Genomic DNA, 19,025 nt, shown 5'->3' with positions numbered 1-19,025 from the left:
CTGTTAGCTGCGGGCCATCTTGGCGCGGCGTCTGAAGTGCTCAATGAGCGGGGCCACGGTTTCCTTGAAGTCGTCGTGGGTCTCGATGCGAACAAAGTCAATGGACATGCGCTGGAATAAATCCTTGGTCTGCTTTCCCTGACGCTTTGCCTCTCGGGCGAAGGCTTCGCGGAAGGCGACGTCTCCGGTGTCAATGAGCAAGGTTTCGCCGGTTTCGGGGTCTTCCAATTCCACAAGGCCTGCAGGGGGCAATTCCATTTCGCGGGGGTCCACCACAGAAACGGCCAACACGTCGTGACGCTTGCGCAGGATCTTGAAGGCGTTCTCGAAACCTTCATCCAAAAAGTCGCTCATCACCACCACAACGGCCTTGCGGTTCAGAATCTTGCCGGCATATTCCAGGGCTACCTGGGTATTGGTGCCGTGGTGCTGGGGCTTGAAGTAAAGAATTTCGCGAATCAGGCGCAGCACATGTTTGCGGCCTTTTTCCGGCGGAATAAAAAGTTCTACCTGGTCGGTATAAATCAGCAGGCCCACCTTGTCATTGTTCTTGATGGCTGCAAAAGCCAAAAGGGCCGTGAGGGTGGCCATGACTTCGCCCTTCATCTGCTTTCCGCTTCCGAATTCGGAACTGCTGGAGGCGTCAACCATCAGCAGCATGGTCATTTCACGTTCTTCGATGAACTTTTTTACGTAGGGGGTGCCGGTACGGGCCGTCACGTTCCAGTCAATGGTTCGCACGTCATCGCCAGGCATATATTCACGGACTTCGCTGAATTCCATACCATTTCCCTTGAAGGAACTATGGTAGGCGCCGGTCATGACCGTGTCCAGCGTGCCGCGAACGCTCAATTCAATACGGCTGACGGTTTTTAGAACTTCTTTATCAAGCATTTTAATCTCGTTTTACGGGGAGTAATATACAAAAAATCATTTTTTAGAACATTCTATTTGACATTTTCCAAGCAATCTCCGATAAATATAAAGAGATAAAAAAGGTAAAATGCAATGAATGACAAATTAATCGAGATTTTCGAAGATACCATGGCCATGATCCAGGGGAACACCTCCTTGAAGAAGATTGTGGAAAATTCCTCCCAGGGAGCAAAACTCTACCTGGAGGGACGCGATGTCCCTGGTTTTGACGACGCCTGTAACAAGGTCTCGGATTTGATCCAGGACGACGGAACCGCCCCCAAAGTGACCGTTACCAGTCACCGTACTTTTGAAGCTGCCAGGAAACTGCATGAGAAGTATCCTGATAAACGTGTGGGGGTGCTGAATTTTGCTTCCGCTACTAATCCTGGTGGAGGTGTTACGAATGGAGCTGCCGCCCAGGAAGAATGCCTGTGCCGTTGTTCCACCCTCTATCCCGTCTTGAAAAGGGATGATTTTTTCCAGAACTATTATCGTTTTCATCGCAAACGCCATGACCATATCTATACGGATGCCTGTATCTATGTGCCCCATGTGGCTGTGGTAAAAAGCGATGTGGCTGAACCGAAGCGCTTGCCCAGCAGGGACTGGTTCGCGGTGGATGTGATTACCTGCGCCGCACCCAACCTGTGGTTTGACGCCAATGGCCTCAGTGATGAGGAACAGTTGGAAATCCACCTGAAACGTGGTGAAAAAATCCTCCAGGTGGCCATTGCGAATCATGTGGAAGTTCTTGTCCTGGGGGCCTTTGGATGTGGCGCTTTCAGGAATAATCCCAAGGTCGTTGCGGAAGCCTATCGCCAGCTTCTGGAAAAGTACGGAAAGTATTTTACGGCAGTTGAGTTTGCCGTGTATTGCAGTCCCCGTCATGGCATGGGTAATTATGATGCCTTTAAGGAGACTCTAAAATAAACGTAACCGCCGCAGGTGTGTTGTGTACTGCGGGCCGTCGGGGTGTTGTTCCCCGACATTTTTTTTATCATGCTGACGTAGGCCAGCATCAGCTGTCTCGTTTTCGAACCTTTCCCCAATAGATGCTATTCCCGATGCGATTCCAGTTCCTTGGCCTGCTTGATGATGTGGGCTTCACCTTGATTGCCGTTATCATGGCGCTGGTAAAGTGAGCTTTTGGCAACCTTTGATAAAAATTTGAGGGTAAAGATGAACATGAAGCCGATTCCTGCGTACCATACCATATACAGTACCATGTACATGGGACCTACGGTGATATACTTGGCGAGTGGCATGAAGGCGTCATAAAGGCCGTGAATTAGCGCGGGAACGAAAATAGCGCTTCTGGTGAATTCCCTGGATTTCTTGAAATTTCCAAGTAATGCCATTTCCTTGGATTTGCTGTAATAGTATCCCATGTAGACGGCAAAGCAGGCGTGCCCTGGGATGGCTGTCACCATACGGTCTATCGCGCAGGAAATCCCGTATTTTGAAACGTAATCGAAGTTTTCCAAAACAGCAAAGCCAAGTGAGACGAAAACCGCATATACGATGCCAGAAAATACGCAGTCAAAATTCTTGTTTTTCCAAGTGAGGACTCGAAGCATGATGTATTTGCCAAGTTCCTCACAGAAGCCGCAGATAATAAAAAACCTAAATAGAACATCCGCCAAGAAATAATCCTTAACATCGGTGAGGACGCTACGGAGAATCTCTAGGATGATTACAAAAATTCCGGAGAGCAAGGGCGATAGCGTTCCTAATCCAAAGCTCGCCAATAGCAAGAACTTCGGTTCTTTCTTGAGAGGTTCCATCATGTAGATGAACACCATCAGAAAGATTGCTGGAAAAACGATTAAGGAATATTCAAGAAGATACATAGGGCTACGTTGACCAAATATACATTTTTGATTGTGTCAAAATTTGTCTATATATTTTTTACATAATTCATCTATATTATGTTGAAAAAAGGAAAATGTACATGGCCAAGTTTTATTGCAAATTTTGTGGACTCTCGTTTCCGAGCGTATTCGCCCTGAGCAATGCACGGTGTCTGAACCACCCTGTAAAAGGTGGAAACCATCAGGTTTATGAAGGCTCAGAGAAACCGAAATACACCTGTAAGCATTGCGGATTATCATTTCCCTCGATTTGGGCAATGACGCACATTAGCTGCCTTAGACGTTCAGACAAGGGCTCCCACGAACCTATGTTGTAGTTTTTAACCACCTTGAAGTGTAAAATTTTCGCAACAAACGGGGCGCGTGAAAAGTAATAAGGGTTTCACCGCCCGCAAATGCCGGATTTAGGACTTTTTAGAAAAAAGTGTTTTTTTTCGTTAATTTTTGGCGTTTTTATTTATTATGTTTGGGAATGACGTCAGAAAGAATTCGAATTTAACACGGAGAAAACGCAAGGAAAAGTCGAACAAATTGACATAAAAGATTTTTGAGCTATAGCTCTTATTCCTCAATCAGAAATCTGGTAAATTTTAGGTACGCAGGAATTGGAGCGGACGCTCACACCTCGCTTGGGGGTGTGAGCCGTTTGCGTCTCCGCGTACAGGTTTACCAGAACCTCTGATTGGGCGGCGCTTCGGCTCATGCCCTTTTTTTGTTGGTGATGCTATTACAAGCTGGAATGAATGATCGCGAAAAATGGTATGTAACGAAATCGGGTGAATGTATTTTGTTTGAAAAGGGGTGGAAATGGTTATTTTTAACAAGCTGAAAAAAATGGTTTTCTAGGTCTCCTAAATTGCCGTACGGCTTAGGCACTCCAGGCGAAAGGGAATGTGAGGCTTACAAACACCGCTTTGTGGTGATTTACGGAGATGTGATTGCACCTCCAGTTGCAGCTCGTTGGAAGCACTATCCTTGTCCTAAGTGTGGCTCTGATCACACTAGAGCCATTGAACTAAAGATGAAGAAAAAAAATGAAACAAATATAACTCGAGGTTTAAGAACATTTTATACAATTAAAAAAGGACTCTGTAATGATTAAGACGAAAGAAGAATTGTTGAATATATTTTATAAATAAGTAAACAAGAGGTTTGTTTTTATGGATCAAGTTGCTGTGGTATTGAAAGATGATTATTTTCAATGTTTCAAGATAGATCGAGATTGCGAAAATATAGAATCTATACCAGTTCGTGGTGAAGTTCGTCCAGAATTAAAAGAATTACAAGCGTTAAAAGATGAAGTCTTGTCGCGAGAATACAAGGACAAACCGTTTTCCATTTTTGTTTTGAATATTTCTGATGTGCCGCAAGAAAAATATTCCGACTTTAAGAATATTGATGGCTGCAAAACTTTTTGGAGTCTTTCAAAAGAGTGGTTAAACTTGATATGCTCTATTTCTAATAACGATTCTGAAAATTGTCAAGGGGAAGATCTTGTAAGGACATGTTTGAATTTTAAAAAGAATGTACACGACTTGAAGATTCAAAAAGAAAACTTGCAAAATCGGCTGTCTGATGCTCAAAAACAAATTCAAAACTTAGAATCAGACATGAAGACGTCGCAAGGGGAAAAGTCCAAATCTGAACAAATGGCTCGAAAAAAAGAAAATAATTTGAGAGACGAAAAAAATCGCTTGCAAAGTGAAATTAACGAATTGAAAAATTCATTCGGCTTAAGGAATACTTGCTTGAAAAAAAGATTTGATTTTAGTGGGGAAATTTTTGTTGAGGTATTAAAAAAATGCAACCGATGCTATCATGCGACGTTTAAAAAATGGGAAGAAATAATTTGTGAACCTGGTTACAAGAACTATAAGTGGTTGATACAATCAGAATGCATAATAAAACCGGGTGAAGCTTATATTGAGTTTGAACGTTTGGATGGTAGTAAAAATAGAGTTTCCGTTAGAAGTGGTGGAATGCTGATTTGCCATTGTGGGCGGAAGGGGTCTGGATTGATTGGTGTAATTGTCGATGTTTCCGATAATGTACAGGAAGCGAAATCTGTACTTAAAATGTTGCATGAATGATGGTCCAAGTATGAACGCTAATTTGATGTCAAAAGAAGCGAATCAATTTATTGATGCAGTTTATGACTTTCAGTGGAACGAACGAAAGTATGATGTTCTCTCTCCTTGCAACGATTTCGTTGAGGCGAAGGATTGTCATTTTTATAAAATCACTAGTGTGTCTATGGAAAGTGATTTTCCTAGTAGGGAAGCATTTGAAAATGTTCTTGCCGCTGTGGATAATCATGACTATAACTTGGTGTATATCCTTGATGGTAAAGATTCTACGGCATCCTTGTATCTGGGCGTTGTAAAAAGAGATTCTAGTAACTTGCATCCCCATGAGTACGGAAGTCAGCTAGCCTCTATGGTGAAAGGCAATTTCAATGGCTGCGAGATGCAGGAAATGAATGTGGAGGATGTAAAAGAGATTTTTGATGCCGATGGTTTGGAATATGTAGGAGCCATTGTTGGAGTACCATCTTTTAACGAAGTAAAAACAAACGATAAAATAGAATACCAAGGTGTAGATCGACTAATAAATTCCATGAATTCTGGGTCGGATGGCCGAAAATTTCATTGGAGGGTGGAAATTGTTTGCGAAGTTGTTTCTAGAGAAGAAATTGTCAAATTGATAGATGAGACTTTTGATGTCTTGGGAATTGTGAATCGGTATGACACCCGCACCACTCAGAGTATTCGAGTCAATGCTTCAAATTCCCAAAAATTCGAAAATGAAACTCGAAATTCCTCGAGTGATGAAGAATTTGCGAATTCTTCTAATCGGAATGAAAAACGATTTCAGGATGACGAATCGGTTGAGGCGCAAAAACAAAAGACCGTAAAGCACAGCGATCATAGAGGAATAGATAGACAGCTTAGTGCAAATGATTCTGAAAATTCCATTACTGATCGTGAAAACTACGATGATCGTAAGGAACGTCAATGTATTTCCTCTTGGAGTAAAACTGAAAGGAATGAATATTTAGCATCGGAAACGATGGAAAAAGGAAAACGAAGAAGTCGAACAAAAGGAAAAGAAAACCTCGAAATAAAAGAGACATCTGTCGCCTCTGATGTTCAGCGGGAGATGAGTATTGAAGAGAAGGATGAACGCCTTGAGGAAATAAAAAAGTTTATCAAGGACGGTGATGAAAGCCTTTTGAATCGTCTTAGACTAGGCTTGGCTAAAGGGATGTTTAAAACTTCCGTATACTACTCTGCCGAAAATCCGATGATGTTTGAACGGCTATGCTCAAACATAAAATCCATCTTTCAGGGGGATCAAATATCGATAAGTCCGTTAACACATGTTGGCCTAGATTCAAGAAGTGAACTTAGCCCAAGAGAAAGAAAAGAGCGGACGAAAGAAGTTTTAGGTCATTGCAAATCAGCGTTTGATGTTGCGTGCGATTATAAAAAAGAAGATTTAAAAATTTATACTTTATTTTCTAGACCTTATTCAAGGAATGGAGAACAATCTATTGCGACATATTTGAATTCACGAGAGCTATCCCTCTATATGGGATTTCCTATGAAGGAAGTTGCAGGGATAAAGGTTGTGAAGAGTGTTGATTTTGGATTGAACATCAATCCTTCAAAAAATGCTTTTGATCAGAATAGTCGTATTGACTTGGGCTGTATCGTTCAAAATGGAAATAGTGAAAAAAATCTTCCTTTTGCGATTGAAAAGAAGAGCCTGATGAAGCATGTTTTTATCGCGGGTGTGACAGGAAGTGGAAAAACAACGACTTGCCAAAATTTGTTGTTAGGCTCCGACTTGCCTTTTATTGTTGTTGAACCTGCGAAAACTGAGTATAGGGGGCTTATTGAAAACGAAAAGGTTGCTGAAATAGCGAAGGACATACTTGTCTTTACTGTGGGAAATGAAAACTTGGTGCCTTTTCGTTTAAATCCCTTTGAACTGATTAAAGGGGAAAACATTTCATCTCATGTTGATATGTTGAAGGCGACTTTCACTGCGGCTTTCCCGATGGAGGCTTCCATGCCTCAAATTTTGGAAGAGGCGATGTATAAGTGCTATAGTGATGGAGGATGGAATGTAAACACCTCCAAATATGAGGCGGATCAGGAGGTTGATCCTTATGATGGTAGCGGTAAATGCTTCCCAAGAATAAGCACGCTTATCAAAAAGTTGGGAGAGGTTGTTGAGGAAAAGGGTTTTGGTCAAGAATTAAAGCAGAATTATATAGGGTCATTGGTAAGTCGCCTGTCTAATTTGACTGTGGGATCCAAAGGAGCTATGTTTGACTGCGCTGTATCCTATGATATGGATAAACTTCTTGATAAAAAAGTTATTCTTGAATTGGAAGAACTGCGCTCTCCTGAGGATAAAGCTTTGTTTATGGGGCTTATATTGAGTCGCTTGACCATCCTTGTCCGAGAACGTTATAAAAAGAATCAGTCCTTTAGACATTTGACTTTGGTAGAAGAAGCCCATCGATTGCTGTCAAAGGTGGACTATGGCGACTCTGGTGCAAAGAAGTCGTCTGTTGAGATGTTTTCTGATATGTTGGCGGAAGTCCGAAAGTATGGCGAAGGATTGATTATTGCGGATCAAATTCCGAATAAAATGGCTGTTGAGGTTTTGAAGAATACAAATACGAAAATTATACATCGTATATTTGCCCGAGATGATAAGGATGTTGTTGGTGATACCATGATGATGGAAGATGACCAAAAAATGTTCCTTTCTAATCTTGGCGTTGGTGAAGCGGTTGTTTTTTCAGAAAATACAGATGAACCAATTCGAGTTAAGATTACAGAGTTGACTTCGACTTCTGATAATCTTATTGATGATAAAAAACTCAAATCCCGTTGGGAAGAACATAAGTCGGATTTTATAGTTTCTGAAAATTTTCTGAAACTTTGTAAGATGTTTGATTGTGAAATTCGCAAGCATTTTGTTGGCGGAAACTATTACTCGTTCAGCAGAGATGGATCTTGTTGGAAAAATTTTCAAAAGAGCTTGAGTGAATGTGCGGAAGAATTTAAATGTGATTTGTCACAAATGTGGACTAGAGTTGTAAAAACTGTTTCTGGACAAAAAGCTTCGTATGCTCGGTTTCTTGAAAATGTGAAAACAGGGGAAATCCCAAAAAATTTTTTGGATGAACAGCTTTCATGTTTCTATGAGGTTATATTAGAAAAAAATCCAGATAAATGGTTTTTGGATAAGGATTTGACAAAACTGAAAAATTTAATTTTTAACAAGGAGTAAATTATGTTTCCTGCTGTTTTAGCACCTATTTTAATTGAAGTGGGAAAGCAAGCTTTGATGCTTGCTGTTGCCGAATTTGCACCTTATGCCGTGAAGGCTGTTGGAGGGGCGATAAAGGGTGTTCTTGATGAATTTGGAATCAACTTTAAGGATGGCCAAATCGAAATGCTCGGAGAGCGCCTTCTTCAGGCTCGGGAGAAAGGTTTGAAAATGGACGGAGAAGAAAGCTTTGAAGACTATTTTAATCGTTTAGGGGAAATGAATCTTGACGACTCAATAAAGCATTCTGAAAGCGAACAGTTGGTTGCGGCTACGCAGGCTTTGGTGGGAGCTTTGGTGGAAAAAATGCCTCAAGTTGAAGATTTCCTGGAGGTTTTTCTCAAGAATCCTTTGGATGGTTTGTTGACTGTTGACACAGTACCTGTGATGTCGAACCTTTTGAAAATGTATCTCCATGATGATCGCATAGAAACCATTGGTAAATACATGAAAGGCAAGGAAAGCTCTTTAAGTAAGATAGAAGAAGCCCAGACAGCTATCGCAGAAATTGAAAAGAAAGCGAATCCTGGTCTCTCTGACGCAGAAGCTCAAAAAATTGCTTTTCAAAGAGAAGGAAAATAGATGAATTTTGACGAAAAATTCATTTTAGAACACGCTTCACGAGAAGATCTTGAACTTCTCGTGAAGTATTTGAATGAAAGTTTTACGAATAATGTCAAAAAGGTTGAGCTTAATCGTCGCCAATTTGCCGTAAAAATTTTAAATGAAATTAGGGAAATGGGGGGCAATTCCATTTGTAATTTGATTCGAAGTAAAGATGCGGATGGCTGTGATGGACCGGCTTACGACGAAGTTGTTAAGGATGTGGCTGGACGATGTAATGTAAAATTTGAAAAAAAGGATGATGTTGAGACCGTAGAGCAGAAGCTTTTGGCTCATATTATTGATGAGGCTTATAATAAAGCGAAACCTGAAGAAAAAAGAAAAATGGAGGAAGCTCTTAAAGAATTTGAACCGAGCGAGGATTTTGGTTCGCTTTTGGGAGGGGGCATGTTGTTAAGTCAAGTTCTTGTGGGGGTGATGGGTGGCCTTGCTTTTAGAACAATGGGATTTTGGGCGACATTGTCTTTGGCCAGAAAGTTGGGGATAGAATATGCGACGGCTCAGGTTCTCGGTCGTGCCGCTGGTGTTTTTCTGGGGCCAATTGGATGGGCGGCTACACTCTTATTGACTCTTACTGATTTGGCGGGACCAGCCTACCGTGTGACTATTCCATGTGTTGTGCATATAGCCTATTTGCGTCAATGTTTTAAGTCTGTTTCTGAGAACACAAAAAAAGAAAAACTTTATCGAAAAAAGGATTCTTTGAATTTTGTACGGCTTGACGAAATTGATGATGATCTGACGATTGTGACATTAAATTAGTTCGGTGATATTTTAAATCTCAGAAGTTGGGAAAATAAATAACCATGCCACTATCCACTATCGAAACTTCTTTAAACTCCATCCCCTTCTACCAGACGCATCCGTATATGAAGCCGTTTGTTGGTCGCAACTACGAGTCTGCGCTTCATAAGAAGTTGTTGCTGGTTGGCGAAAGCCACTACTTGCCTGCGGGTTCCACTGTACAGCGTGATGTTGACGGGTGGTATTCCGGTTCTCCGACTCTTACCGAGGTAGAGGAGGGGTGGTGCAATACTCGTGGGACCCGCGAGTGGCTCAGTGGTAGCTATTGCAAAACGTTGAATTCTGCGTTAAAGTCTGTTGCTCCTTTTGCAGGTGAAAACGCATTTGACGAAGTGGCTAGCTACAACTACTTTTTGCGCCCTGCGGAGGAACAGGGTGATTCCATTGCGAATGTGTTGACAGCCAAGGATCGCGAGTATGCGATTAGAAACTTCATTGATGTTCTGGAGGCTACGCATCCGGACATTGTAATCATGACTAGTCGTCTTGTGGTGAATTGCGCGGAAGTTGATGATTATCCAAAGTATTTTGGCGGGCAGCTTTGGCACTATACAGACCGTATGAATTGCAAGTATGTATATGTGAACCATCCTTCCAGCCCGCACTGGAACATGGCAGAGCGCCCGGATTATTTCAAGGGGCTTACCAGCTGTCGGTTCTTTGTGAAGTTTTTGAAGGAAAATTGGCTGAAGTAGTGCAAATTAATGTCACTTCGGCTGATGTAAACTTTTGAACTGATGGATAAAATCAGAAGTTGATGCTTGTAATCCGAGCAACCGCAATTTACTGATACCTGTTTTCAGGTATCCTTTTGACACTTAACCCCAAATAAAAGATCTACGAATAGAAAATTTCTATTTTCCGGATTGGCGAATCCACCGCACCGGAATGTTTATTGTCCCGGTATGTTCACTGTTCTAGACTTTTCATCACAAGAAAAGCCCTATGTAAATGTGTAACGAGATAGTTCGCCAGGGCTTCCAAGCTTTCTATCTCATTCCATTTTTCAGAACTCACGCTTGTCTGCAAAATCATAAAACGTGTGTTCTGCCATACCTCTTCTATCGCGTTAGGAAATGATTGCTGGATGATGTTAATGTCCTTTTGTGAAATATCCAATCGTTCGGATTTATCATTAGGATTGATTTTTATGATTCCTATTCTGATGCTCCCCCCAGCCGGAGTGGTTGGGACTTGCAGAACAAGTTTGTAATTTGTTAGGTTGAAAGAACAATAGGCATGATCGTCGGGCTTAAAACCGCGTGCAAGCCCCTTATTTTTTATGTTGCTTTTTGCGTAAAATTCACCGATACATTCCAAAGAGCCTACATCTAGTTTTTTGCTCACAAGTCTAAAAAAATTACATTGGTTTGGGTAATTGTTGAGTGATCCGTCGTGGTTATAGTAGGCATTTATGCTATTTTTCTGCATTTTATACTCCTTGTTAGATTTTGGAATTTCTATTAAGGGGTTTGATTTCAAAAAAGCCGCTTTCATGCAAAAAATGGGTCAACAAGCTAATCGTCAATGAAGAACGAATATTTATTAAACATCATCTTCGTCTATAGGCAAATCACAAATTCGATATCCTTGGCCTTTTGCATTGGAATCGTCCTCATAAATTGTATTCATTGGCAAACTGCCTATCCGATATCTGAATCCAGTAGGATTTTTTGGTTTCTTCTTTTTAACCACGCGAGTTCTTGTGGGTAAATCGCATATTCGTGTAGTATCGCCGTCCAAAACAATGGTTTTATTTGACAGTGAACTTACATTTCTCCCTCCCCCCATATTTTTAGCCTCCGTATAGATGCTCGTGTGATGCTACAACGATAGATGCTTGGTTTTGTTCTGCAATGAGCATTTTTTTATCTAGGAAGGTTTCCATGTATCGGAAGCAAGACGGTAAATTAATGAAGTTCTTGGATTCCAATTACGATTTGGCTGTTGGAGAAAAATTCTAGGAATGGAATTAGCTCGATCATAGGCAGAATTGTATTTGTCAACAATAAAAATGAAATTGAAGCTGCAAAATCATTAGTTCGTTGGCAAAATTCTAAGGCAGCAATGTCGGGTTTCGTAATGGAAATGGGAGGATTGATTACAATTCCTGTTACTATTCCTACGGATGTTGCCTGTGTAATGTTTTTCAGATTAGAATGATTGCTGCAATCGCTCATATAGAAGGCTATGATTTAAAAGATGATCGTGTTAAATCATTGGTATTTGCTTGTTTAGTTGAGAAAGGGGTTTCTAATCTTGTAAAACCTATTGGTGTGAAGCTTGCAGAAAATGTAGGAACTTCGCTAAGTTGTCGAATTCCAAGCGGCGTTATCTCAAGTGTAAACAAGGCTGTTGGACAGAAGGGACTTGTTAATCTTGTAAAATTGGTTCCGTTTTTTGGAGGCTTAGTTGGTGCTGCATTTGATAGTGTCACAACTAACATTATTTGAAACGTTGCTATTAAAACGTTTATTGACGTGAAAGAATGATTAAATACATCCTTTTCAATCTCAAGGAAATTTTACCATGTTTTCCATATCGAACGTTGCCAGTCTTTTTGCTCACGCCAAGGCTGTAAATTTCTACCCTTATGTGGGGCAGGGGTATCTTTCTGCGCCTCATAAAATTCTGGTTCTTGGCGAATCTCATTATGGCCCGGATTCCAACAACAGCTACCGGGAATGGACCATCGAGGTGGTAGAGGATTTCTATATGGGCTGTAAGTCAAGGGGAGAATCCATCCCGGATTGGGCGCGCTGTCACGACAATACGGCACGTGTGATTGCGCCTGTTGCTGATGCAAATTCCTATTTGGCTTATAAGGATGTCGCTTTCTATAATTTCTTCCAGAGATCAGTTGGCGAAGGTAACCACCGTGCAAAGGATAAGGTTACTCCAGAATTGGTTGCTTTATCCCGGCAGGCTTTGGGTGAAGTTCTGGATGTGTTGAAACCGGATTTGGTGATTGGCTGGGGCTACAGTAAATTGGAGTGGACGTGGCTTCCTGAAGACCGTAAGCAGATTTGGGAGCTTCCGAAGCGGGCACACTTGTTTACCCTGGATGGCTATCGCCAGTGCCCTATTTGGTGTATGAAACACCCATCAAGTTGTTTCCCGATTAGTGATCATCGTGAAATCTTCGAAAAGATTAAGGAATATTTGGGCTGGTAAGTCCCTAAAAAGGCTGAAATAGGAGAATAATTTCCAAAAGTGGGGTAAAATACCGAGATTTGGAAATTATTCTATAGAATTATTACCAAAACTATGTGAAATTATGTAGATTTGGAAATAATTCTCTGTGGAGGTTGTATGGCGGAGTTTATTGGCCGTATTGATGAAAAGTCAGAAATCACCAAGTGCATGGAGTCGGACCGCTCCGAATTCGTGGTCGTTTATGGCCGTCGCCGGGTTGGCAAGACTGCGCTAATTCGCAATTACTTCAACGATTCTTACGATTTCCGCTTTGTGGGGGCCAGGAATTGTTCCACAGCTGTGCAGCTGAAAAACTTCAGCGACGAGTTATCCAGATTTTCCAAAGAAACTTGTGCGGTTCCGTCTTCATGGATGGAAGCGTTTCGCTTGCTGGAGGGCTACCTTGAAAAATGCGATTCCCAAAAGAAGGTGATCTTCATTGATGAAATGCCTTGGATTGATAACAAGCAGTCCGGTTTTGTACAGGCGCTTGAGTACTTCTGGAATTCCTGGGTCGCATTCCGTGACGACATCGTCTTGATCGCATGCGGTTCGTCATCTTCATGGATGGTGAATAACCTTGTAGAAAATCAGGGAGGACTTCACAATCGAATCACAAGGCAGATCCATTTGAGTCCGTTCACATTGCATGAGTGCAAATTGTACTTACAGAGCCGCGGGTTTGACTGGGACGACTATCAGATTGTCCAGTGCTACATGACTTTTGGCGGTGTACCATTTTATCTGAGCTTATTGGATCCTGTTCTAAGTCTAGAACAGAATATCAATCAATTGATGTTTAAAAATGGTTCTAGCCTGCAGCGGGAATTTGACGAACTTTACACGGCACTTTTTAACAGTGCCGACAAGTATGTTGCAGTGGTAGAAGCTCTTGCGCAAAAAAGGAAGGGCCTGCAAAAAAAAGAAATTGCAGAAATCACGGGTGTTACAGGGGGGCGACTAACGCAAATTCTCTCAAACCTTGAGCGTTCTGATTTTGTAATGTCTGTATCCCAATTCGGAAAAAACACCAAGGATGCAACTTACAAATTGGTTGATTTCTATACGTTGTTTTACTACAAGTTTGTAAAAACAAATAACACGAAGGATGAAAATTTTTGGTTGCATCATTTTAATGACGCGTCCGTTGTTTCCTGGCGAGGGTTCTCTTTTGAACAGGTCTGCCTGCTTCACCTTAGGCAGATAAAGAAGGCTCTCGGTATTTTGGGAATGGCAACATCGGTGAGTACATGGCGCTATGCGCCGACGAACGAAAATGAGAGTGGAACTCAAATTGATTTGCTCATTGATCGAGTTGACAAGATAATCCATCTTTGCGAAATCAAGTTTACAGACGGTCAATACACAATTAGCAAGGAATATACTGAAAAATTGAGAACCCGAGCATTGGTCTTTAAGGCCGTGTCAAAAACCCGTAAAAGCCTTGTGCATACCTTTGTGACCGTTGATGGCGTCTTGAAAAACAACCATAGTTCATTGCTGCATTCCGAGGTTACTGCAAAGGACCTTTTCGAGCCTTAAAGATGTGAAAGACCCCGTAGAATTTCTTCTGCGGGGCCTTTTGCACTAGGAGGTTATATGGAGATGCGGGATCCCCGCCTTCGCGGGGATGACAATGGTCGTATCGGGGATGATAACGGTCGTGTCAGGGACGGCAATTGAGTGTCGGGGACGACAATTGAGTGCAGGGGTAACAACAGGGGCGGGGGATGACAATTGTGGATGGGGTGGCAACAGGGGGCTTGCCCCCGTGTTGTCAATGGTAGGGGTGGGTTAGAACCCCATGGTTCTTCCGGCCTTGTCGTCCTTGCAGCGCAATTCCTTGCGGAGTTCGGCTTCGATGCGGTCGGGAGTCTTGCTGCTGGTGGGGAAGTAGCGAAGGCGTCCGTTGACGGCGTTGAAGTCGCCGGGGGTGAGCATGGGAATCTGTGCCACGGAATCGGGGCAGACGGTATCCGGGAAGAAGACGTTCCAGATGTGACGTACACCGGCGGGCTTCAGGTAATCAAAACCCAGCTTCAGGGCGAAACGGCGGGAACTTGCCGGGTCCAGATGCTTTTCGAAGTTGGTGGCCGCCACAAAGATTCCCTTGAAGTTTTCCATCTGGGTCAGCAGTTCGTTGACCTTGCTGACTTCGTGGTTCTGGAATGCTCCGGCACGGTCATTCAGCAGGCTGTCTGCTTCATCGAAGAACAGAATGGACTTGGTGCGATTGGCTTCCTCGAAGGCGGCGGCAATTTGGGCTTCGGTCTGACCTACAAACATTCCAAGCAGGTCGCTGGCGCGCTTGATAATCAGGTTGCGGCCGAGGGCGCGGGCCATGTAGCGAACGAATTCTGTCTTGCCGGTTCCCGGAGGACCGTAAAGCAGGATGTTCAGGGAGTTGGGCGCGTCATCTTCTTCCAAGGTGTTCCAGACCTGATCGTAGTTGTGAACCACTTCCATAATTTCTTGAGTGGAACCTTCGATGTTCAGACCTTCCAGGGAGTAGTTGGGAGCATGGCTTTCGACGTCCTTCAAGTTTCCATTGCGGATTCCCATGAGCTGTGTATGTGCCTTGAGAATTCTGGCGACCGTCTTGTAGCTGTCTGCAGCACCGGTGGCTCCGCAGTCTATAAGACTCTTGGTGCGCTGTACGGCCAAGGTGAGGCCGCCAGCCATGGCAGGATATTCCACCACAAGTTTCAGCTTTTCTTCGTCGGTGAGCAGGCTTTCTGCTTCCTGGGCTTTCAAAACGGAATTCAAGACGCTCAGACGTTCATCTTTTGCCAAAGGCTTGAATGCCATGGAAAAGTCGAAGCGTCGGCGGGTGCTGTCTTCTACCAATCCCGTCTTGTTGGAAATCCAGATGACGGGTGTGTGCAATGTTTCAAAGAAGTGATTCAGTGAACCTTTTTCGCCAAAATTCAGCACCATGTCCGCTTCGTCTACCAGGATAATTCCAGGATTCTTTTCGCAATGCCAGTCGGCCAGGGTGACGGCACGAAGGCGGTACTGCAGAAGATTGTTGTTGCGGGAATCCAGACGGCGTCCGCCGATTTCTTCGTCATCCACGTCGATGCTCACTTCCCAAAGGGGGACCTTGAGCTCTGCGGCTAAAGCCTTTGCAAGCTCTGTCTTGCCGGTGCCGGGAACACCGTACAGCAAGACGTTCAGCGGGCTTTTTCGGTCATGGTTCTTGAGCATGGTCAACAGCAGGCGGGCATCGGGGTTTTTGCCCTGGAGCTGTTCAAAGCTGACGGTGGCCGGTTCTGCTGCAGAAAATGCCTTCATCTGGGCACCATCGCTGTAGCCGCTCAGATACTTGCAAACTTCGTTGGGCAAATCCAGGTTGTCGCTCAGCAAATTCAATCGGCTCAGGGCGCTGTTCTTTCCCAGAAGTTCCGTGATGCGCTCCGTCGAGAAACCGGTGGCGCGGGCGATGTTCATGAGGCTATTCACATTGTTGTCGTTGTCGCGGAAACGGCGGTGACGCAAAATGGAACGTTCCGATTCCTGGATTTCAAGATCCGGGCTGTCGCGGAGCCAGAGGTACAAAAGCATTTCCAACTCATCATCGTTAAGGCGATAAGTATCCTTGACTTTCTGGACCCTTACAAAAGAGGAATCGTTCTTCTTGACGCCCTTCTTGATAGTGCTCATGGCATAATTGGTGAAATGTTCGCCGATGGTACGCTGCAGTTCCTGGAAAAGAGTAGGATGCATGTCGTCGGAATCCGTATTGCTGATGACCTTCAGCAAGTTGTTTACCGCCTTGACATGACAATCGGGCTTGTCTTCATCGACGAATCGCTTGATGGCGCGGAGGAATGTTCCGCTGCAAATGTCGGTTCGGAAACCGTCATCGTCATCGTCGTCATCTGCGTCTGAATTGAGCAGGGCCTTGAGTGCTTCGGCATCGGATTTCTTCCTGGAATTCTTTGCCTTGGATCCCTTCTTCTTGAGCAACGGGATGAACATCTTGACCACGTCTTCCGTGAACTTCATGGTGTGGGATTCGTCCATGAGGCGGATGGCCACGGACGTGTTGATGCATTCGGGATTCTGCTGCAGAATTCGAATCCAGTACTCCAGAATTTTCAGTGATGAAAAGACTACCGGATCCGGGCGCTTGATTTCGCCGCCCTTTTCCAGCTTGGAATGGATGTTGTTGAAGTACTTGGTGCTGCTGATGTTGCTGTTTGTGTTGACTGTCATAAAACCCTTGATATAACCCTGTCTGAAAACCTAGAACGGGGATCCCCTCCCCACGAGAGTATATCGTTTTGAGTTTTATAATTGTATACTGGAATTGCAGTTTTTTTTGGTGTGACTGCAAAAGAAGAACGTCTAACTAAAAAGGGTATTAAAAAAGGGAATAGCGCTGGCTACGTCCGCCCTTCTTTTCGGCCTTGAAAACGCCTTTTTCTATTAGGGACTGAATGTCTCGCAAAGAGGAGTCGTGGCTTACATCTGTAAGGGCTGCGGCTTCCTTGACTGAAAAAGGAACGCTCAATGCGCCTGAAAGGGCTGCTTCAAGTAAACGCCTTTCACGGGGGGTGAAGTCCATCTGGCTGAACTTCAGACGGACCTGCATATTCTTTAATGCTGGCGCAAGTTCTGTCAGACGTCTTTCAATGGAGTCGCGCAAGTTTTTAAGGAAGAATAGAATCCATTCCGTAAGGTCGCCGTTGCCTGCCTGGGCTTGGGATAGAATGCGCCTGTATTCGTCGCGGTGTTCTGCGAAAAGTTTGTTCAGCGGGTATTGGCATCGGGCGGTTTCTTCGCTGCGGGCCAGCAGCATGGCGCTGAGGGTGCGGGCGATTCGTCCGTTGCCGTCGTCAAAAGGTCGAATGGTCAAGAACCAGAACTGGGCAATGGCTGCCTTGATGGCTCCGTCTACAGAGGCGGTCTCGAACCAGTTCAGAAAACGTTCCATTTCGTGGGGGATACGGTCTGGACTCACGCCGACGAAAGTGCGGTTCTTATCGCCGTCCTGAAAGCGGATCGAACTTTCCTTGCTGCGGAATTTGCGGACCTTGTTTTGTCCGATGGCGGCATGCCATGCGAAAAGGCGGTCTTCTGTAAGAGGCGAGTTTGCGTTCTGCAGCGCGCCCAGAATATTTCGGACGGCGTCTACGGCGCCATTTCTCTTTGCGATTTCCTGCTTTATCTGTTCTGCGTCGAGGACGTATCCATCCAGTGAAAAGTTGGCGGCAATGTCCTGTGCAAGAATGGACGTTTCTTCTTCTGATGAACTCACCAGGTCTGCGGTACCGACCAGCTTACCCTCCAAAAATCGGGTCTGGCCCAGAGCGTCGGCAACACTTTGGTGGTTGTAACGGAAGTTAGTCCAGTCGGGATATTGGTGGATGTAAAGCATTGACGAAAAAATATTAAATTTTAACCATGCAGAAAATTGATACTTGGTATAAGGCACAGGGCTACTGCCCGGTAGAAGAATATGAAATCGCAAGCTACCTGCTTTTTGAAGCCGGTGTTGCTACTCTCGAAGAATTGGATCCGGTGGAAGATGGTCGTACCGACTTCTGCTTCTATACCGGCGATAAGGAAGAACGCGACCGTATTGTGGCCGAGTTCCCCCAGTATCATTTTGAAGTCACCGAAGAAGAAGCCAAGGATTGGGACAAGTGGTGGCGTGACCGTGCCCAGCCTGTTTCCGTGAGCCCCCATCTGGTGGTGCGTCCGCCTTGGGTTGAATATACTCCCGAAGATCCGCAGACCGTTGTTCTGGAACTTGAGGCGAAGACCGCCTTCGGTACCGGCGAACACGATACCACCAGCAGCTGCGCCCATCTGATGGAAGAAATCGATTTCAACGGAAAGACCGTTCTGGACATCGGTACGGGTACTGGCATCCTGGCTATGTTCGCCCGCCGCAAGGGTGCAAAGCTTGCCGTAGGAACCGAAATCGATCCGCTGACTATTCCCTGCATTACCGAAAATTTTGAACGTAACGGCTTTGATCACAGCGAATGCGTGCTGGGCTTTTTGGATTCCTTCAAGGATGGCGTAAAGTTCGACGTGCTGCTCTGCAACATGATCCGCAGCGAACTGTGGCCCATGCGCGACGACATGGAAGACCTGCTAGCTCCCGGTGGCCAGATCATCATTTCCGGCCAGCTCCTGACCGAAAAGGACTACATCCTGAAATGGTTTGAAGAAGCCGGCTTCACCGTCCAGAAGGAAAGAATTTCTGGTGAGTGGTGGAGCGTTTTGGCACAAAACGCGTAACCACGAATT

The 19,025-nt window shown here is 44.3% G+C and carries 15 protein-coding genes; 10 read left to right on the top strand and 5 right to left on the bottom strand.

Annotated features, from left to right (window positions below):
- Positions 1-3: 3 nt before the first annotated feature.
- A complete protein-coding gene (locus tag BUB38_RS04915) occupies positions 4-894 on the bottom strand; it encodes a DUF58 domain-containing protein (protein WP_073157844.1) in 891 nt (296 codons plus the stop codon).
- A gap of 114 nt (positions 895-1,008) precedes the next feature.
- On the opposite strand from BUB38_RS04915, the gene BUB38_RS04910 reads away from it, so the two are divergent.
- Positions 1,009-1,848 carry a TIGR02452 family protein gene (locus BUB38_RS04910; RefSeq protein WP_073157841.1) on the top strand — a complete coding sequence of 280 codons (840 nt, stop codon included), beginning with the start codon at positions 1,009-1,011 and terminating at the stop codon, positions 1,846-1,848.
- 125 nt (positions 1,849-1,973) lie between these two features.
- Here the strand turns inward: BUB38_RS04910 and BUB38_RS04905 are convergent, their stop codons facing one another.
- Positions 1,974-2,768, bottom strand: a complete 795-nt coding sequence (locus tag BUB38_RS04905; RefSeq protein WP_073157839.1) for a PrsW family intramembrane metalloprotease — start codon at positions 2,766-2,768, stop codon at positions 1,974-1,976.
- Between the two features lie 1,181 nt (positions 2,769-3,949).
- Between BUB38_RS04905 and BUB38_RS04895 the strand changes: the two genes are divergently transcribed.
- The 5 genes from BUB38_RS04895 to BUB38_RS04875 all read left to right on the top strand — a co-directional run bounded on the left by BUB38_RS04895 (position 3,950) and on the right by BUB38_RS04875 (position 10,261).
- Positions 3,950-4,879, top strand: coding sequence for a coiled-coil domain-containing protein (locus BUB38_RS04895; protein WP_073157836.1), 930 nt, complete (start codon positions 3,950-3,952; stop codon positions 4,877-4,879).
- A gap of 10 nt (positions 4,880-4,889) precedes the next feature.
- Positions 4,890-8,099 (top strand): ATP-binding protein, encoded by a 3,210-nt coding sequence (locus BUB38_RS04890; RefSeq protein ID WP_139258240.1) that lies wholly within the window; start codon positions 4,890-4,892, stop codon positions 8,097-8,099.
- 3 nt (positions 8,100-8,102) lie between these two features.
- Positions 8,103-8,720 (top strand): hypothetical protein, encoded by a 618-nt coding sequence (locus tag BUB38_RS04885; RefSeq protein WP_073157831.1) that lies wholly within the window; start codon positions 8,103-8,105, stop codon positions 8,718-8,720.
- Positions 8,721-9,524 (top strand): YaaW family protein, encoded by an 804-nt coding sequence (locus tag BUB38_RS04880; RefSeq protein ID WP_073157828.1) that lies wholly within the window; start codon positions 8,721-8,723, stop codon positions 9,522-9,524.
- 107 nt (positions 9,525-9,631) lie between these two features.
- On the top strand, positions 9,632-10,261 hold the full coding sequence (locus tag BUB38_RS04875; protein ID WP_073157826.1) for a hypothetical protein: 630 nt from the start codon (positions 9,632-9,634) through the stop codon (positions 10,259-10,261).
- Between the two features lie 214 nt (positions 10,262-10,475).
- Here BUB38_RS04875 and BUB38_RS04870 read toward each other — a convergent pair whose 3' ends face one another.
- A complete protein-coding gene (locus BUB38_RS04870) occupies positions 10,476-10,997 on the bottom strand; it encodes a hypothetical protein (protein ID WP_139258238.1) in 522 nt (173 codons plus the stop codon).
- Positions 10,998-11,725: 728 nt separating this feature from the next.
- Here BUB38_RS04870 and BUB38_RS16590 point away from each other — a divergent pair.
- The 3 genes from BUB38_RS16590 (at position 11,726) to BUB38_RS04855 (ending at position 14,303) form a co-directional block, all read left to right on the top strand.
- Complete coding sequence (locus tag BUB38_RS16590; RefSeq protein ID WP_199505695.1) at positions 11,726-12,019, top strand: hypothetical protein; 294 nt, start codon at positions 11,726-11,728, stop codon at positions 12,017-12,019.
- Between the two features lie 76 nt (positions 12,020-12,095).
- A complete protein-coding gene (locus tag BUB38_RS04860) occupies positions 12,096-12,740 on the top strand; it encodes a hypothetical protein (protein WP_073157820.1) in 645 nt (214 codons plus the stop codon).
- 111 nt (positions 12,741-12,851) lie between these two features.
- Positions 12,852-14,303 (top strand): AAA family ATPase, encoded by a 1,452-nt coding sequence (locus BUB38_RS04855; RefSeq protein WP_217650863.1) that lies wholly within the window; start codon positions 12,852-12,854, stop codon positions 14,301-14,303.
- A gap of 252 nt (positions 14,304-14,555) precedes the next feature.
- Here BUB38_RS04855 and BUB38_RS04850 read toward each other — a convergent pair whose 3' ends face one another.
- Both BUB38_RS04850 and BUB38_RS04845 read right to left on the bottom strand, forming a co-directional pair.
- Positions 14,556-16,979 (bottom strand): AAA family ATPase, encoded by a 2,424-nt coding sequence (locus BUB38_RS04850; protein WP_073157815.1) that lies wholly within the window; start codon positions 16,977-16,979, stop codon positions 14,556-14,558.
- Between the two features lie 148 nt (positions 16,980-17,127).
- Positions 17,128-18,144 (bottom strand): Fic family protein, encoded by a 1,017-nt coding sequence (locus BUB38_RS04845; protein WP_073157813.1) that lies wholly within the window; start codon positions 18,142-18,144, stop codon positions 17,128-17,130.
- A 26-nt stretch (positions 18,145-18,170) separates the two neighbouring features.
- Between BUB38_RS04845 and BUB38_RS04840 the strand changes: the two genes are divergently transcribed.
- Positions 18,171-19,016, top strand: coding sequence for a 50S ribosomal protein L11 methyltransferase (locus BUB38_RS04840; protein ID WP_073157810.1), 846 nt, complete (start codon positions 18,171-18,173; stop codon positions 19,014-19,016).
- Positions 19,017-19,025 lie beyond the last annotated feature (9 nt).

It is taken from the genome of Fibrobacter sp. UWH5 (genome assembly GCF_900142505.1).
Lineage (GTDB): Bacteria > Fibrobacterota > Fibrobacteria > Fibrobacterales > Fibrobacteraceae > Fibrobacter.
The sequence above is the reverse complement of the archived record's forward strand: the minus strand, read 5'-3'. Positions and strand labels throughout refer to the sequence as shown.

Bases quoted from the DNA above. Each gene is read 5' to 3' on its own strand.
- BUB38_RS04915 (WP_073157844.1), bottom strand. From the start codon at position 894: ATGCTTGATAAAGAAGTTCTAAAAACCGTCAGCCGTATTGAATTGAGC.
- BUB38_RS04910 (WP_073157841.1), top strand. From the start codon at position 1,009: ATGAATGACAAATTAATCGAGATTTTCGAAGATACCATGGCCATGATC.
- BUB38_RS04905 (WP_073157839.1), bottom strand. From the start codon at position 2,768: ATGTATCTTCTTGAATATTCCTTAATCGTTTTTCCAGCAATCTTTCTG.
- BUB38_RS04895 (WP_073157836.1), top strand. From the start codon at position 3,950: ATGGATCAAGTTGCTGTGGTATTGAAAGATGATTATTTTCAATGTTTC.
- BUB38_RS04890 (WP_139258240.1), top strand. From the start codon at position 4,890: ATGAACGCTAATTTGATGTCAAAAGAAGCGAATCAATTTATTGATGCA.
- BUB38_RS04885 (WP_073157831.1), top strand. From the start codon at position 8,103: ATGTTTCCTGCTGTTTTAGCACCTATTTTAATTGAAGTGGGAAAGCAA.
- BUB38_RS04880 (WP_073157828.1), top strand. From the start codon at position 8,721: ATGAATTTTGACGAAAAATTCATTTTAGAACACGCTTCACGAGAAGAT.
- BUB38_RS04875 (WP_073157826.1), top strand. From the start codon at position 9,632: ATGAAGCCGTTTGTTGGTCGCAACTACGAGTCTGCGCTTCATAAGAAG.
- BUB38_RS04870 (WP_139258238.1), bottom strand. From the start codon at position 10,997: ATGCAGAAAAATAGCATAAATGCCTACTATAACCACGACGGATCACTC.
- BUB38_RS16590 (WP_199505695.1), top strand. From the start codon at position 11,726: ATGATTGCTGCAATCGCTCATATAGAAGGCTATGATTTAAAAGATGAT.
- BUB38_RS04860 (WP_073157820.1), top strand. From the start codon at position 12,096: ATGTTTTCCATATCGAACGTTGCCAGTCTTTTTGCTCACGCCAAGGCT.
- BUB38_RS04850 (WP_073157815.1), bottom strand. From the start codon at position 16,979: ATGACAGTCAACACAAACAGCAACATCAGCAGCACCAAGTACTTCAAC.
- BUB38_RS04845 (WP_073157813.1), bottom strand. From the start codon at position 18,144: ATGCTTTACATCCACCAATATCCCGACTGGACTAACTTCCGTTACAAC.
- BUB38_RS04840 (WP_073157810.1), top strand. From the start codon at position 18,171: ATGCAGAAAATTGATACTTGGTATAAGGCACAGGGCTACTGCCCGGTA.